Annotated in this window: 13 protein-coding genes and 1 other annotated feature; of the genes, 2 read left to right on the top strand and 11 right to left on the bottom strand. The window is 39.0% G+C overall.

All coding sequences use genetic code 11. The features are described from left to right. Window positions 1-18 precede the first annotated feature (18 nt). The 7 genes from infC to ACZSMY_RS03280 all read right to left on the bottom strand — a co-directional run bounded on the left by infC (window position 19) and on the right by ACZSMY_RS03280 (window position 7,824). The gene (gene infC, locus ACZSMY_RS03310; RefSeq protein ID WP_042534499.1) at window positions 19-525 is read right to left on the bottom strand and encodes a translation initiation factor IF-3; all 507 of its coding nucleotides are present in this window, start codon (window positions 523-525) and stop codon (window positions 19-21) included. Between the two features lie 65 nt (window positions 526-590). Beyond that, window positions 591-722 (bottom strand) — a sequence feature (ribosomal protein L20 leader region). Between the two features lie 311 nt (window positions 723-1,033). Beyond that, window positions 1,034-2,968, bottom strand: a complete 1,935-nt coding sequence (thrS, locus tag ACZSMY_RS03305) for a threonine--tRNA ligase (RefSeq protein WP_042534500.1) — start codon at window positions 2,966-2,968, stop codon at window positions 1,034-1,036. Window positions 2,969-3,320: 352 nt separating this feature from the next. Continuing rightward, window positions 3,321-4,160: a sporulation protein YtxC gene (gene ytxC, locus ACZSMY_RS03300; protein WP_465147457.1), complete on the bottom strand. Its 840-nt coding sequence runs from the start codon at window positions 4,158-4,160 to the stop codon at window positions 3,321-3,323. A 485-nt stretch (window positions 4,161-4,645) separates the two neighbouring features. Further along, on the bottom strand, window positions 4,646-5,575 hold the full coding sequence (gene dnaI / locus ACZSMY_RS03295) for a primosomal protein DnaI (RefSeq protein ID WP_465147456.1): 930 nt from the start codon (window positions 5,573-5,575) through the stop codon (window positions 4,646-4,648). A gap of 21 nt (window positions 5,576-5,596) precedes the next feature. After that, a complete protein-coding gene (locus tag ACZSMY_RS03290; protein WP_042534505.1) occupies window positions 5,597-6,928 on the bottom strand; it encodes a replication initiation and membrane attachment family protein in 1,332 nt (443 codons plus the stop codon). 18 nt (window positions 6,929-6,946) lie between these two features. Continuing rightward, on the bottom strand, window positions 6,947-7,420 hold the full coding sequence (gene nrdR, locus ACZSMY_RS03285; protein WP_042534507.1) for a transcriptional regulator NrdR: 474 nt from the start codon (window positions 7,418-7,420) through the stop codon (window positions 6,947-6,949). Window positions 7,421-7,440: 20 nt separating this feature from the next. After that, the gene (locus ACZSMY_RS03280) at window positions 7,441-7,824 is read right to left on the bottom strand and encodes a hypothetical protein (RefSeq protein WP_042534508.1); all 384 of its coding nucleotides are present in this window, start codon (window positions 7,822-7,824) and stop codon (window positions 7,441-7,443) included. A 375-nt stretch (window positions 7,825-8,199) separates the two neighbouring features. On the opposite strand from ACZSMY_RS03280, the gene ACZSMY_RS03275 reads away from it, so the two are divergent. Both ACZSMY_RS03275 and ACZSMY_RS03270 read left to right on the top strand, forming a co-directional pair. Next, window positions 8,200-9,261, top strand: a complete 1,062-nt coding sequence (locus ACZSMY_RS03275; protein WP_465147455.1) for a HAMP domain-containing protein — start codon at window positions 8,200-8,202, stop codon at window positions 9,259-9,261. Further along, entirely contained in the window at window positions 9,231-9,887 is a 657-nt protein-coding gene (locus tag ACZSMY_RS03270) for a methyl-accepting chemotaxis protein (RefSeq protein WP_465147454.1), read from the top strand. Before ACZSMY_RS03275 ends, ACZSMY_RS03270 begins: the two co-directional genes overlap by 31 nt. A 112-nt stretch (window positions 9,888-9,999) precedes the next feature. Here ACZSMY_RS03270 and ACZSMY_RS03265 read toward each other — a convergent pair whose 3' ends face one another. From ACZSMY_RS03265 to polA, 4 genes are all read right to left on the bottom strand, one after another. Continuing rightward, window positions 10,000-11,031, bottom strand: coding sequence for a glyceraldehyde-3-phosphate dehydrogenase (locus ACZSMY_RS03265; RefSeq protein ID WP_193064821.1), 1,032 nt, complete (start codon window positions 11,029-11,031; stop codon window positions 10,000-10,002). A 291-nt stretch (window positions 11,032-11,322) separates the two neighbouring features. Continuing rightward, entirely contained in the window at window positions 11,323-11,925 is a 603-nt protein-coding gene (coaE, locus tag ACZSMY_RS03260) for a dephospho-CoA kinase (RefSeq protein ID WP_042534512.1), read from the bottom strand. Further along, window positions 11,922-12,767 carry a DNA-formamidopyrimidine glycosylase gene (gene mutM, locus ACZSMY_RS03255; RefSeq protein WP_465147453.1) on the bottom strand — a complete coding sequence of 282 codons (846 nt, stop codon included), beginning with the start codon at window positions 12,765-12,767 and terminating at the stop codon, window positions 11,922-11,924. Before mutM ends, coaE begins: the two co-directional genes overlap by 4 nt. 12 nt (window positions 12,768-12,779) lie before the next feature. Next, a complete protein-coding gene (polA, locus tag ACZSMY_RS03250; protein WP_042534516.1) occupies window positions 12,780-15,416 on the bottom strand; it encodes a DNA polymerase I in 2,637 nt (878 codons plus the stop codon). Window positions 15,417-15,527: the final 111 nt, after the last annotated feature.

The raw sequence follows: 15,527 nt of genomic DNA, 5'->3' as shown, positions 1-15,527 counted from the left end.
GTCATTGCAATAAAAAGCTTATTTTTTTTCATTCAATGGAGCGACCATCATAAACATATTACGGCCTTCCATTTTCGGTTTTGTTTCTACTGTTCCGAGATCCTTCACTTCTTCAGCGAAACGGTCCAGTACTTCTTTCCCTAGTTCTTTATGGGTAATCGCACGACCGCGGAAACGAACCGCAGCTTTAACTTTATCCCCTTTTTCCAAGAACTTACGTGCATTTTTAAGCTTCGTTTCAAAGTCATGGTCACCAATTCCAGGAGTAAAACGCACTTCCTTCACATTAATAACCTTTTGCTTCTTGCGAGCTTCCTTCTCTTTCTTCTGCTGCTCAAAACGATACTTCCCGAAATCCATAATACGACATACCGGTGGTTTTGCGTTTGGAGCAACTAATACTAGATCAAGGTTTCGTTTCTGAGCAATATCTAATGCTTCGTTACGAGATTTTACTCCAAGCTGATCCCCATTTGAATCAATGAGACGAACTTCTCTTGCACGAATTTTTTCGTTAACATTCATATCCTTGCTAATAGCCAGCCACCTCCGAAATTTTGTTACTGATCTATCTGGACAAGTCATTTCAATACATAAAAAAAGTGTCGGTACATACTTGCACCCACACATCTCCTCATTCGTAAACATGAATCGTGATGAACCAGTCAACTATCCTCCAGGGACGTCAAACAGGTGAGAAGCGGGTGCTTCTGCTTGTCGTTAGATCATATCATTAACTTTTATAATATAGCATTTTATCGTTTTTTTGTCAAGGACTGTATCCTTTTGTTTTAAACAACTATTGAATCATAGCACGGTTATTTTGAAGTGTCAATGTTTTTAGCAAAATAGAAGTAAGACGGTTAACGTGGAAATGCTCTCTCACAAGAAAAACCAAGAATACCGCTTGGTCTTTAAAACATCGTTGTCCTCGCCGAAGCGATCTCCGCTTATACTTTCTTATTCCACAAAAAAGCTATTTTCATATTAAATATGAAAATAGCTTTTCCCTTTTAAAAATCATGATTACTGCTTATTTCTTCTGATTAATTTCTTCCTTGATAAAATCAACAAATTGATCAAACGGAAGTGTTTCTGTGTCTTGTTCACCGTAACGGCGATAGTTCACACTGTTTGCTTCCAATTCCTTATCTCCCAGAACAAGGGCAAATGGAACTTTTTGTGTCTGTGCTTCACGTATTTTATAGCCCAGCTTCTCATCACGGCTGTCTAATTCAACACGGACACCTTCCTGGCGTAATTTATCCTCCACCTCTTTAGCGAAATCAAGATGCGCCTGCAAAGATACCGGAATGATTTTTGCTTGTACGGGAGCAAGCCAAGTAGGAAAAGCCCCTTTGTACTCTTCAATAAGAAATGCAACAAAGCGTTCCATCGTAGAAACAACACCACGGTGAATAACAACGGGACGATGTTCTTTTCCGTCTTCTCCGATATACGTTAAGTCAAAACGTTCTGGCAAGTGAAAGTCCAATTGCACTGTAGATAATGTTTCATCTTTTCCTAATGCTGTTTTCACCTGCACATCCAGCTTCGGACCATAGAAAGCAGCTTCTCCTTCTGCTTCTACATATTCCAAGTTCATATCTTCCATGGTTTCCTTCAGCATTGCCTGCGCTTTATCCCACATGGCATCATTATCTACATATTTTTCCTTATCTTCTGGGTCACGATAGGAAAGACGGAAATAATAGTCATCGATTCCAAAGTCTTTGTAAACACGCTGAACCAGTTCTACCACGCGGATAAATTCTTCTTTTAACTGATCCGGGCGAGCAAAAATATGCGCATCATTTAATGTCATTGCACGGACACGCTGCAGACCGGCAAGCGCCCCGCTCATCTCATGACGATGCATGGTTCCTAACTCTGCTATACGGACAGGCAGGTTACGGTAGCTCCATAGTTGATTTTTGAAAACCATCATATGATGCGGACAGTTCATTGGACGCAATACAAGCTCTTCATTATCCATTTCCATAGTCGGGAACATATCCTCCTGATAATGGTCCCAATGTCCGCTTGTTTTATACAACTCTACATTACCAAGAACAGGTGTATACACATGGTCATAACCTAAGCGTTCTTCTAAATCAACGATATAACGCTCCACGTTACGACGAATAGTTGCTCCTTTTGGCAGCCATAATGGCAGACCCTGTCCTACTTTTTGCGACACGGTGAAAATACCAAGCTCTTTCCCAAGCTTCCGATGATCTCTTTCTTTACGCTCTTCCAAAATTTGCAGATATTCCTCTAATTGTGATTTTTTCTCAAATTCGGTTCCATAAATACGTTGCAGCTGTTTATTATTACTGTCTCCACGCCAATAAGCGCCAGAAATACTTAATAATTTAAATGCTTTGATTTTACTGGTAGAAGGAACATGCACTCCTCTGCATAAATCAAAGAACTCCCCTTGTTCGTATATGGTTACTGTTTCATCTTCAGGGATTGCATCCAGCAATTCTAATTTTAAGTCATCACCAATTTCTGCAAAGCGGGCTTTTGCTTCATCACGAGATACTTCTACACGAGTTATTTCTAAGTTCTCGTCCACGATCCGTTTCATTTCTTTTTCTATTTTCGGAAGGTCTTCCGGAGTTAAGGTATGCTCCATATCAATATCATAGTAGAAGCCTTCCTCAATCACTGGACCGACACCTAATTGCACATTAGGGTACAAGCGTTTTACAGCTTGCGCTAATAAATGGGCTGTAGAGTGACGTGCTATTTCCAAGCCTTCTTGGTCACGATACGTAATAATTTCAATTTTTCCGCCCTTTGGAAGAGGACGGCGTAAATCTACAGGCTCTCCATCCAATTTAACTGCAAGTGCCTGCTTTTTTAAACCTGAAGAAATAGAAGCAGCAATATCTTCTCCTGTTGTTCCCTCCGGAAAGGCTTTTTCAGCTCCATCTGGAAAAATAATTGTTAAATCAGCCATGTTCATCGAACTCCTTTATCAAATGTAAAAAAACGCTCTATCTCTTTGCGCTATGCAAAGGGACGAGCGTTTTATGCCGTGGTTCCACCCAAATTCCTGAAGATAAACGAATCCTCTTATCCTCAGCTTCATTGATCTTTAACGCAGATAGGACGTTACTGCCTACTTTCAATCGTTTCAGCAGCAATGCTCCGAGGCGGTAATTATTTCTTCACGAAAGGAAGCTTGCAGCCAAATGACTTCCCTCTCTGAGTACGTAATCAGGAAATAATGTTGTCCTCATCTCAGCAGCTTATTTTCAAACTCTATTCGTATTATATTCCTTTCAGGTTTGAAAAGCAAGTCCAATGGATTATTCTCCGCGAGACAGGATAGAAGTTCCTTCCGTTTCAAATTCCACCCTTTCTTGAAAGATATTTGTTATTGTCATGATTTTCGGATCGTCCGGATCATTTCCATACACTTTTATTTTTGCTGGCGACATGGCAATAAGCGGACTTAAATTAAATTCATTTTCATGCAGGCCCAATGCATATAACGGTGCTTGAAACATCCACATACGCAGCATATCTTTAGAAATTACTTCTCCTTTATCATTATAAAAAATAAAATTCTCTCCCTGTTCGATATAAACCAAATCAACACAGGGATCTTTTTTCTCGATATAATGACGGAGCATATCTATAAATGCCTGATGATCCTCTTCCCGTTTAAATTCTTCAATTGCTTTCCCGACACATTCGTGGACAAATTCTAAAAAGGAAGCAAGCCGAAAATGCAATATTGCACTAAAATGAATGCTTTTATGTTCTTTTAAATGACGAAAAAAAATATCCTGCAAAAGCTTTATAGTATTCACATGTTCTCGCAAATACTGATTGTCTGAATCTGTTTCAAACAAAATCCACATAGAAAAATCATAAATACGGTTGATTTCATCCGGATCTGAAAAATAATAATTATCGGTAATCTTACCAATAATGATGTCAGAAAGATGCTCTTCTATAAAAAACTCTGCCATCACGGAGCTTATCACATGGATGAACTCCTTCTCTGCTAAATCACCTTCCAGCCTTAATCTGCTGCTCCAGGCATTTGTTTGTTGATGTACTCTGATCTGCTTTTTATATGGAGTCAACTGATTACGAAAAACCGTTACTTCTTTATCCGATTCAAAATACAGTTCCAACAATACATATCACCCTCATCCACTTACAAACTGTTACAATTATATGGACAAGGTTATATAAAAATGCGTAAACTAGTCAGACTAGCAAATGAAAGTCATGTAGTATAAGAAAAGTTGAAACCAAACCATGTTTGATAACCCTGCCAGTCAGCAAGTTTTCTTTAAAGGAAATGAGCTTGGGGGCTGCGGAAAACGGTGTATATTTCTGGGGTTCAGGATTACCAATGTTGTCAGGTTAGTGCGGCCGCTACGGAAAAACACTACGCTTTCCCATAGGAGTCTACGTGTTTTTCCTCCGCTAGACAGGTTTTATTACTATCTATATCAAATTTAATAAAATTCATTAACCTGACAATATTGTTAGGTTTACTCCCCCATGAAACCCTCTAGCTTTTTACCTACGTTTCCTGTTCATAAAAAAAGATTTCCGTATCTGAGCGGAAATCTTTTTTATGAAGGCAGATTGTGAATCATGTGTGTTCAAATCGTTATTCGTCTCTTCTATTTTTACCGGACATTTTTACCACACTGCTAACCTGCTTAATCCGTTCAATAATCCGGCCGGCTTTCACTTCTTCCACACCGTTTCTGGTGCTTGCCAATTCTTTCTCCAGTTCATTCAAATCAAAATTGGAGGAGAAAAAGACAGGCAATCCTTCCATCATCCGGTATTGCAGTACGGAGCTCAACACTTCATCCCGAAACCAGGCAGATTGCAATTCCGCTCCAATATCATCTAACATTAACACATCCGCTTTCTTAAAGAAATCTATCTTTTCGTTAAATGAATCATCTTTAAAGGAACCTTTTATTTCCCGGACAAACTCTGGCATGTAAATCAAGGTAGTAGAGTAATTTCTCTTTTTCAGCTCATTTGCTATCGCGCCGAGCAAATAGGTTTTTCCAATTCCAAATGATCCATGAAGATACAATCCTTTTTTCGGCAGCCCGCTTTTTGCTTCTTCTAAAAAGCTGATAATCTCACCAATAGCTGAAATTCTTGACTTATCTTGGATCACTTCTGACATTTTTGCTTCTAAAATCTCCTTCGGCATATAAAGGCTCTGAAAAAGCTTCTGTTGTGCTTCCTGTTCCTCAACCTGAATACGTGAATGACATTTTTCATAGCTCAGTCTAATTTCATTTTTATCCATACTTAATACTGGAGAGTAACCCTGCATCAAATTCTGGCACTCTCCGAAAGATGCACAACGGTCACATTGTTTCGATTGTGATTTATATTCATAGAGCCGCATTAAATTCTTTTCAATATCGTGGTCAGTCAGTTCCGGATGGTCACGCAAAAATGCTTTAACAGAGGGATCACTTAGAATTTCATTTTTTATTCTAGTGTAATTGGTTTTGAAGTTCTCATTTTTGTCCATCCATGCTTTTAATTCGGATTGTATCGGTTTCACCTATTATCCCTCCTTTTCATCTCAGCTTTCATTTAAATATTTTTGCAGCTTAGCTTCAATTTCCTGCTGCTCTTGTTCGCTTATATTGCTGTCTGTTGTATTTTTTGATGGTGTCTTTTTCCGGTTATTAAACCAGTCCGGAACAACTTCTTTTTTATAGTTGTTATTATAATTATAATTATTACTTTTCCTTGGTTTACTTTTGGATGATTTATATTTTTCCTGTTCTTGTTTAGCAAAGTTCATGGCATCTTTTGCTGTTTTCAATCCAACTCTTGACCAATGGCCCGCAATGGTTTCCATATACGCTTTAGACAGCTTCATATTGGATTGCAGCAGAACATAATGAATCAGTACATTCATGACAGGAGCTGGCAGCCCCTGTTTAGTCATCACTTCCCGGACTACTTTAATATCCTGCTCCGAAGCATGGTTTCCGTCAGATAAATCCTCCAATAACTGCTTTGGTGATATGTTCTCCAGCTCGTGAATCAGCTGCTCTTCTTTTGTCGCAGGCTGCTTCATAGAAACTTGTGTATCAACAGCTGCCATTTTTTCGTTTAAACGGATAGCCTGTCCATTATTACGGGAGATAAACATATCATGGCAAGCAGATTTAAATTCTTCCTGATTCAATTGGTTATCTTCATCAAGTGCCCATAAAAGTGCTTTTTCTATTTCTATACTTTCTGCATCATATAATACCTTCATCTGATAAATGAGTTTTTTATTTACAGAATGTAAAACTTTTTCAGCCGGAATAAACCGCTGACGAAGCGACTGTTCTATCCATGAAAAATCCATTAAATCCGTTTCTCTATTTTCTTTTTCATTTTCCATATTCAGAACAGCAGACGAAGAAGGTGTAATCGTATCAAACACTTCATTAAAATCAGCTGTTACCTCTTCCCCATAAGCGATGCTGTCCTTTACATAACGAGCATAAAGCTCATTATATTTCTGTTCTCCTATATGATGTAATAATAGCTGGGACAGCATAGGTTCTCCAAAAAATTGATTGGGGGAATAAGGACGCTGCACACTATAAGTATAATAATCTCTGTTGTCCTCTCTTCGTTTATAGGTCTTTAATAACCCGATAGCTTCCAATTTTATACGTGCACGGTAAATATTATCCAGCGTTAAATTCAAATATGTCATTAATGTATGATGTGTCTGCGCTTTTTGCGCATAATCTACCTCATAAAATAATGTATAGTATAACGAAATTGCCTGAACCCCAATCAACGGCTGATAAAAATGCGTCAATGATGCATTAAAATCAATGAAAGGCTGTTCATCCATAACAACATGGTACCCATCAATAGGAAGGATTTTTCCGATTACATTCATTTCAACCCATCCTTTATTTTATTCTTCCTGTGTTTGTTTATCTGTCTTGATAATTTCTTTCAACTCATCCAAGAAAACAGTTATATCCTTAAATTGACGATAGACAGAAGCAAACCTGACATAAGATACTTCATCCACCTCAGCAAGTCTTTCCATCACCATTTCGCCTACATTATGACTGGAAACCTCTGAGTTCCCTTCATTCCGTAATTTCTTTTCTACATCTAAAGCAATATTTTCTATCGTATCTATCGCCACAGGGCGTTTCTCACAAGCTCTGATAATCCCTCTGGTAAGTTTTTCCCTTGAAAACTCCTGACGCATGCCATCTTTTTTCACAACAATGAGTGGTACTTCTTCAATCCGTTCAAAAGTGGTAAAACGAAATCCGCACTTCTCACATTCCCGGCGTCTGCGTATAGCTGCTCCCTCTTCAATTGGACGAGAATCTAACACTTTCGTATTTTTATTATTGCAGTTAGAACAACGCATTTCGTTCACTCCTTCTTCATTTACCCTTCTATTAATGGTAATTGTTCATTCACATGCTGATACATTCTTTTTATGATTTTATTACTGTAACCAAAATCTATCTGGAGAGGTGTTTCTGTAGTCACTGAAAAGTCAAGCGCTGTATAATACGGCCGGACCATAATGACTGTAGCAATAATGAAAACTTTTTTACCTCGTTTACTGACAGCACTAATCTCCCCATGCTGCTCCGAGCTGGCATGAATCGAAAAGTCAGAGCTTCCATTAAAATACGTCTCTAGTTCCTGAATAACAGTATTCTTACTCGCTTTATAATATCTGGTTTTTAAGCTTGCATCTATATGATGATCACTTGTTTCTGCATGATTACTAAAAAAACGTTTCATTTTATACCCTATTGACATAAACATACACATCCTATATTTATCGCTATAAAAAACTATTCTACAAGCATCTCTGTTCTCTGTAAACAGCATTGCAGCGTATTTATTCTACCGTATCTTCCAATTCTTTTAAACATATAAATACATATACGTATATATTATTTTAACATGATTTGTACATTTAAACTACTTTCCCAAAATAGAGTAAACTGCGGATTTAATATAAGCACATTAAAAAGACATTTATAGAACATAAACCCGTTTAAATTTCTTGGTATTATTCTCATGAAATAGTCATAAAGACTTTTTACATATTGTTCAACAACAACCGATAAAGTAATTAAGAAAGCCATTATCCATAAAGATGTCATTTTAAAAAAGAAGGAGTATGTTTTAATGAGTGTAGGAAAGAAATTGAATTTATCTTTTACTGTATTAATTGTTTTATTGGCTGTTTCTGTTGGAAGCAGCATCATGAATTTGAAAAACATTGAAAATGATGTAGGGGAGGCAATGGATTCACGCCTGAAGCAGCTTATGTTAATTGAAAATATCCGCTATGATGTTGCGATGCAGGCGCTCCATACCCGTTCAATGATTTTAGAACCGGAGGAAGATATCCATAGAGAGAATCTTATAGCTGTCGCTGCAGACCTTGACGGCAATTTAGATGAATTACAAGGCTATTTAGCATCTGAGGAAATGAGATCATATTGGGATCAGGCTAATGCCCCGAATAATGATTTCAATGAGGCAATGCCAGATATTATAGCTGATGTGGAAAATGGGAATATCGAAGAGGCGACAGAAATCGTCAATACAACTGTACAGGATATCAACACTGCTATGCTTGATGCAGCTGAAGAAATGGAAATCTATCAAACTGGACAAATGGATAATATCGATAGCGAAATAAGCTCTGCCATTGTTACTGCCCAGGTTATTTCATTCGTTGTTCTGGGTGCAAGTATACTCATTGGTATTGGTTTAATGTTCTATGTTCGCCGTTCTATCACAGCCCCATTAGTAAGTGTCATGGATGTTGCAAGGAAATTTGGTGATGGTGATCTATCTGCAGAGGATATAGCTATTAAATCTAAAGATGAACTAGGTCAGCTGGCTGCAATTTTCAATGCTTCTAAAAATAATATCCGGGACTTAATTATGCGTATTCAACACAATGCGGAACAGCTGGGTGCATCATCCGAAGAGCTTTCAGCAAGCGCTGAAGAAGCATCTGCAACAACGGAAGAAGTGACGAAGCAGGCTGCGGAGACTGCGGAAACTTCTCAAACTGCAGCACACGCCGCAAATGAAAGCTCCATTGCAATGGGAGAAACGCTCAGGGTGTTCAGCGAATTGCTGAAGCTGCGCAGTCACTTCATGCTTCTTCCAGCGAAACAAGTGAAGCCGCACAAAATGGAACATTGGTTATCGGGGACGCTCAGCAGCAAATGAATCACATAAATGAATCTGCTTCTTCTGTCAATGATCTTGTGCTGAAACTGGCAAAACAAACCGAAGAAATTGAAAATATTACGAAGGTCATTACTGATATCACAGATCAAACCAATCTATTAGCATTAAATGCAGCGATTGAGGCAGCCCGTGCAGGTGAACAAGGAAAAGGATTTTCAGTTGTAGCAGATGAAGTACGCAAGCTAGCTGAGCAATCCAAAAAATCAGCCAGCTCTATTAGTCTGTTAACCACAGAAATCAAAAATGATACAGAAAATGTGGAGAAAGCCATGCAAACTGCTTTACCTGCTGTTCAAAAAGGAGTAGAGGTTATTACTGAGGCCGGAACATCTTTTGAAGCGATTGTGACTGCTGTCCAAGGAATGACACACGAAATCCAGGAGGTTTCAGCAACCTCACAGGAGCTTTCAGCAAGCGCAGAACAAGTTTCTGCCTCCGTTACAGAAATTTCAACCGGATCACAGGTCATGTCTGGCAATATTGACACGATTGCCGCTTCAATGGAAGAACAATCTGCAACGATGAATGAAGTTGCCCATGTTGCCACCTCCTTAAGTGAAACTGCTCAAGGATTGCAGGAGGAGACACAGAAATTTAAAGTATAAGACAGAAAAACATCCGCATGAACGCTCAAGCGGATGTTTTTCTGCTGTTATAAGAATCTCTTTTCGGGAAAAAGGAAGCTGATATAGAAGCCTACTTCCCTTTTTTATCGTTCTATGATGTTAAACGCACTTTCTGTTCCAGTCTATAACCTACATAGCTGACTAAATCGACAACACGCTTAGAGTAGCCCCATTCATTATCATACCAAGCAATAATCTTTAATTTATTATTATCCATCACCATCGTGGAGAGCCCATCAATGGTTGCAGAATAAGTGCTTGTAGTATAGTCAATAGAAACCAGAGGTTCATCCGAATATTGAATAATCCCACGCATACTTCCTTCTGATGCTTGTTTGAATAAAGCATTCACTTCTTCTATCGTAACATCTTCTTCAATATCAATTACTAAATCTACCAATGATACATTAGGTGTTGGTACACGCAATGCCATTCCATGTAATTTACCTTTCGTCTGAGGCAGCACTTCTGCAAGCGCTTTAGCAGCCCCGGTCGTTGTCGGAATGATAGACTGCGTGCAGCTTCTTGCCCGGCGTAAATCTTTATGCGGATTATCAATATTCTTTTGATCATTTGTATATGCATGAACAGTCGTCATTAATCCGTTCTTTATCGTAAAGTGGTCATCAATTACTTTAACCACAGGAGCTAAACAATTGGTTGTACAAGATGCATTCGAGATAACATCATCTAATTCTGGATTGTAATCATTTTCATTTACACCAATAACAATTGTCTTATCCACTTCTTTTCCAGGAGCGGTGATGACTACTTTTTTTGCTCCAGCCTGCAGATGACGCCCAGCTGCCTCTTTTGTGTTAAATTTGCCAGTTGCTTCGATAACAACGTCAATTTCAAGGTCTTCCCATGGTAATTTTTCCGGTTCTCTGAAATTCACCAAAAGAACTTCCTTCCGGTTAACAATCAATTTATTCGGCAGCGCTTGCACTTCTCCATTAAAAGGACCATGGACACTATCATATTTAATTAAGTGAGCAAGCGTTTCTGAAGGATAGCTCGCATTAATGGCAACAACTTCTAAATGCTCCTCTTCCATTGCTTGACGAAAAACCATTCTACCAATTCGACCAAAACCTGTAATTGCAATACGCGTTTTTTCCATAAGCACTATCTTCCTCCCGAAAATGTTATACTTTTTATCTTTTGTTGTAATTAGTATAACACATATAAGAGAAAGTGTGTCATTAAATATTAAAATGTTTCACACATTTTTTGAATATCCTTTGTAAGGAACAGATGGATGTCCATTTAAACAGGGGGATACATATTTTGACCATGACAAAGATTTTTTTCTTCTTTTTTCCAGAACCATTTTCAGCATTTCTTTTTCTGATATAAAAAAACACTATCTGAACGGTGTAAATTACCGTTCAGATAGTGTCTTTTCACTCACCTATTCCATTACTTCCCATTTTTTCAGCAAATCAAATAATTGCTTCTTGCTTTCTTCCACGGAATGATTATTATCAATTACTTCATCAGCAAGCTTTGCCTTTTCTGCTAATGGCATCTGTGATTTAATCCGGTCCATTGCTTCCTGTTCACGAAGCTGATTTCTTTCCATTAAACGCTCTAACTGTGTTGCTTCATCTACAAACACGACGACTGTTTTATCCGCTAAAGAAGCCAGCTTGCCTTCAAACAGCAGCGGGATATCCAGCACAATGCATTTTTCTCCCTGCTCTGTGTACGTTTCTTTTTTCGCCAGCATCCGTTGGCGGACAGCCGGGTGAACAATTTGGTTTAATTGTTCTCTTTTTTCTTCATTTGAAAAAATAATAGATCCCAGCTTCGGGCGATCAATCGACCCATCTGCGCCTACTATGTCTTTGCCAAATACCTCGATAATCTTTTTATAAGATGCTTCTCCAGGCTCCACGACTTCTCTCGCTATCACATCCGCATCGATTACCGGGATATCTAATGCTGTAAACATTTTCGCTACCGTGCTTTTCCCACTGGCAATGCCTCCGGTCAATCCAATCACTAAACTCATAAAACATTCACCTTTTTTTGCGGCTGGCAATGAAGACATAGGTGCGTTCCCCGTCCGCCAACCTTCATTTTTATAATTTCTTCCCCACAGGTTTTACATGGCTTCTTATCTTGACCGTAAACATATAAAACCTGTTGAAACATTCCCATATTCCCTTGGCTGTCTACGTAGCTTCGGATGGTCGTACCACCAGCTTTCACAGCTTCTTGAAGAGTTTCAATGGCTGCAGAACGAATAGCAGACGCTTCTTTTTTTGTCAGTTCATTGCATTTTGTTAACGGGTGGATCCCGGAACGGAATAACGTCTCGTCAACATAAATATTTCCAAGCCCCGTGACCAGATTTTGGTCCAAAAGCGCCGTTTTAATAAACCGGGAGGATTTTTTCAGCTTTTCGTAAAAATAATCCGTCGTAAATGCTTCTTCAAACGGCTCGGGGCCAAGCGCAGCTAAAGGAGCCTGCGTGAATTCACTCCCTTTGGCCAATAAATGCATGGTTCCAAACTTACGAACATCGTTATAACGCAATGTCTCTCCATTCTTTAAATGGAAGACAACATGCGTATGCTTTTCTATCTCTTCTCCCGGCTGATGCAACCGATATTTTCCTTCCATTCGTAAATGGGATACAAGCACATATTCATCTAGATAAAAAAGCAGAAACTTCCCTTTTCTTTTTATTTGTTGAAAGGTTTGTCCTTCCAGCAGATGCTTGAATATCTCCGCATCATCCGGCTGTTTTATTATATTTGCCCAAAGAACATCTGCTTTTTCAATCGTCTTTCCTTGAACAAGCAATTTTAACGTCTCTTTAATGGTTTCTACTTCTGGTAATTCCGGCATTTTCCCTTCCCCTTACTTCGCGTCAAACCAGCTTTCTCCATAAGAATAATCGACCTTGAGCGGAACAGAAATGTCAACCGTTTTTTCCATCATTTCTGGAACGATTTCCTTTAAGATTTCAATCTCGTCTTCCGGTGCTTCTAATATCAATTCATCATGGACCTGTAATAAAAGCTTGGCCTGCAGTTTTTCTTGTTTCATTCGATGGTCTAAATCAATCATTGCTTTTTTGATTACATCCGCTGCACTTCCCTGAATAGGTGTATTCATCGCTGTTCTTTCCGCAAAACTGCGTACATTAAAGTTCCTGCTCGTAATATCAGGCAAGTAACGGCGACGGTTCATCAGTGTGGATACATAGCCTTTTTGCTTTGCTTCAACAACAATGTCATCCATATATTCTTTAACGCTTGGATAGCTCTTAAAATACCGTTCGATGAATTGTTTCGCTTCTTTCCGAGTAATCCCTAAGTTCTGGGATAGTCCATAATCACTGATTCCATATACAATCCCAAAGTTGACAGCCTTTGCCTGCCGGCGCATACCCGAGGTGACTTCGTCTCTCTCGACATGAAATACATCCATTGCTGTCTGTGTATGAATATCTAAATCATTTTTAAAGGCAGCAATCAATTTCTCATCCCCTGCAATATGGGCAAGTACCCGTAATTCGATTTGCGAATAATCAGCAGCAAACATTTTCCAGCCTTCTCGAGATGGGACGAACGCCTGCCGTATCTTTCTGCCTTCCTCCAGACGGATAGGGATATTTTGCAAATTGGGATCAACTGAGCTCAATCTGCCTGTCTGTGTTAAAGCCTGATTAAAGCGTGTATGAATCTTATGCGTATCTTTACGGACCACCTTTTGCAAGCCTTCAATATAGGTTGATTGCAGCTTCCCTAACTGACGGTACAAAAGTAATTTAGGAATTATTTCGTGCTGATCTGCCAGCTGTTCCAAAACATCTGCTGCCGTAGAGTAACCAGTCTTCGTCTTCTTGATTACAGGAAGCCCTAAATCTTCAAATAACACCGGCCCGAGCTGCTTCGGTGAGTTCAGATTAAATTCCTTGCCAGCTAATTCATATACTTCTTTTTCTAAATTGCTGAGCCTTTCTTTTAAATCGTCTCCCATTTCTTTCAGCCGGTCCACATCTACTAAAACACCCTGATGCTCCATCTCAGCAAGAATCAAAGCAAGCGGCATTTCTAATTCCTTTAATAATTTCGCCTGTTCATTATCCTCTAATTCCTTCTCCATCGCCGGATATAATTCAAGCAGTACATTGGTTTTCCGGATCACATGCTCACTGAGAATTGCTTCTTCCGGAACCTTTTGTTTTGCGCCTTTTCCATAAACCTCTTCATCAAAGGATACGTCATATTTTCCTTTTCTGCTTGCAATAGCAGGTATATCATGACTGTTTTCAGCAGGATTGATTAAATAAGAAGCAAGCAGCGCATCAAACACTATGCCTTCTATTTGTATATCGTTCCGTAATAAGGCAACTTTTGTCCGCTTAGCATCAAATACAATTTTCTTTTTCTGAGGGTCCTCTGCCCATTTTTTGAAAATAGGCGAGTCCATCGCAACCGAAGTAGGTATGAAGCTTTTTTTATCGGCGTTGACAATGCCAATACCTTCTATTTGAGCTGTATGATAATTTTCACCCAACATCTCTATTACGAGTACATCTTCCTCTGAAAATAGATCTTCCGTTATTTCTTCCACTATGTCATATTGAATCTCTTTATGCTCTATCGCCTCTTCTTCCGTTTCGTCGGAGCCGGCAAGACGCGTCAACAGAGATTGGAAGCCTAAATCCATAAACATTTGACGGACGGAAGCGGCAGAGTAACCTTCATAAATAACATCATCCAGACTAACCTCGATGGGCGAGTCCCGATTGATTGTTGCTAAATCTTTACTCATTAGCGCATCATCTTGGTGGTTTGTTAAATTTTCTTTAAGCTTTTTCCCGCTTACATCGTCCAGATTCTCGTAAACCTTCTCTAACGTATGAAATTGTGTTAACAGCTTCGTTGCTGTTTTTTCACCGACACCCGGCACTCCCGGGATATTGTCTGAACTGTCTCCCATCAGTCCTTTTAAATCAGTAATCTGTTCAGGCGTTACCTGCATTTTCTCAAGAAGATAAGACGGTGTATATTTTTCAATTTCACTGATTCCTTTTTTGGTTACACTGACCGTCACGTGATCCGAAACAAGCTGCAGTAAATCCTTGTCGCCAGAAATAACGGTTACTTCCCAGTCTTTATCATCTGCCTGTTTTGATAATGTGCCAATGATATCATCTGCTTCATACTGATCTAACTGGTAATGCCTGATGTCAAAAGCATCCAGCAGCTCTTTTAAGACTGGAAATTGTTCAGAAAGCTCTGAAGGTGTTTTTTGGCGTCCTCCTTTATACTCTTTATAGGTTTGATGGCGAAATGTTGTTTTCCCTGCATCGAAGGCCACGAGCATATGCGTTGGCTTCTCTTCCTCTAAAATACGGAGCAGCATCGTAGTAAATCCGTAAACGGCATTCGTATAGACGCCTTTTTCGTTATTCAATAATGGCAGAGCAAAAAAAGCACGATAAATAATACTGTTGCCATCCATTAGAATTAGCTTTTTGGTCATAATTCCGTCTCCTTTATCTATCAACTGTTTAAGTAACTTCATTTTATCATGTTTGGGGAAAACTTCATAATGCACACGTTCTTATTACATAGTTTTTCCAATCTGTACACA

It is taken from the genome of Oceanobacillus sp. B139/18 (assembly GCF_055524595.1).
This window is presented reverse-complemented; position numbering and strand designations above follow the sequence as displayed.

Coding starts and splice junctions, on each gene's coding strand:
- coaE (WP_042534512.1), bottom strand. CDS start 11,925: ATGAGTTTAGTGATTGGATTGACCGGAGGCATTGCCAGTGGGAAAAGC.
- mutM (WP_465147453.1), bottom strand. CDS start 12,767: ATGCCGGAATTACCAGAAGTAGAAACCATTAAAGAGACGTTAAAATTG.
- thrS (WP_042534500.1), bottom strand. CDS start 2,968: ATGGCTGATTTAACAATTATTTTTCCAGATGGAGCTGAAAAAGCCTTT.
- infC (WP_042534499.1), bottom strand. CDS start 525: ATGAATGTTAACGAAAAAATTCGTGCAAGAGAAGTTCGTCTCATTGAT.
- polA (WP_042534516.1), bottom strand. CDS start 15,416: ATGACCAAAAAGCTAATTCTAATGGATGGCAACAGTATTATTTATCGT.
- ACZSMY_RS03275 (WP_465147455.1), top strand. CDS start 8,200: ATGAGTGTAGGAAAGAAATTGAATTTATCTTTTACTGTATTAATTGTT.
- ACZSMY_RS03265 (WP_193064821.1), bottom strand. CDS start 11,031: ATGGAAAAAACGCGTATTGCAATTACAGGTTTTGGTCGAATTGGTAGA.
- ACZSMY_RS03280 (WP_042534508.1), bottom strand. CDS start 7,824: ATGTCAATAGGGTATAAAATGAAACGTTTTTTTAGTAATCATGCAGAA.
- ACZSMY_RS03290 (WP_042534505.1), bottom strand. CDS start 6,928: ATGAATGTAATCGGAAAAATCCTTCCTATTGATGGGTACCATGTTGTT.
- nrdR (WP_042534507.1), bottom strand. CDS start 7,420: ATGCGTTGTTCTAACTGCAATAATAAAAATACGAAAGTGTTAGATTCT.